This is a genomic window from Lysobacter sp. TAB13 (assembly GCF_052113885.1).
GTDB lineage: Bacteria > Pseudomonadota > Gammaproteobacteria > Xanthomonadales > Xanthomonadaceae > Lysobacter > Lysobacter gummosus.
On record NZ_JBFRDR010000135.1, the window covers coordinates 1 to 516 of the forward strand.

Annotated in this window: 1 protein-coding gene; it reads right to left on the minus strand. The window is 67.2% G+C overall.

The window, feature by feature from the left end; all coding sequences use genetic code 11:
- Positions 1-111: 111 nt before the first annotated feature.
- The coding region (locus tag AB4Y92_RS25490; RefSeq protein ID WP_441822152.1) for an SDR family NAD(P)-dependent oxidoreductase at positions 112-516 on the minus strand (405 nt) is incomplete at its 5' end.

A 516-nucleotide genomic window follows, 5' to 3' on the forward strand; every position in this document is an offset into this window, starting at 1 on the left:
GGACATGGATGTGCGGCTCCGCTTCGGACTGATCGCGCCGGGGCTTTCGGGAAGAGTGCCGCGTATGTAGCGAGGCTGGCCGCTTGCTGCAACCGCCCGTCATCAACTCCCTCAGGCCCGCAGCGTCATCGCGCCGTCGACGACGATCGAAGCGCCGGTCAAATAAGGGTGGGTCGCCGCCGCCAGATCGAGCGCAACAGCGGCCATTTCCCGCGCCGTCGCCATGCGGCCCATGGTCGGGATATTGTCCTTGGCCCATTGCGCTCCGCCGATCTGCCAGACGGCGTCGGGCGCAGCCATCATGCCGGCGACGCCACGGACCAGTTCGGTATCGGTCGTACCCGGCAGAAGGGCGTTCACTCTGATGCCATGCTTGACATAGTCGAGCGCCGCAGCGCGYACGAGCCCCGTCAACGCCGCCTTGCTGGCGACATAGGCCGACTGGCTCTCGCGGCAGGTCGTCGCCACAGTCGACGAGGTCACGACGATCTGCCCGCCCGCCGACATCATGTGCGG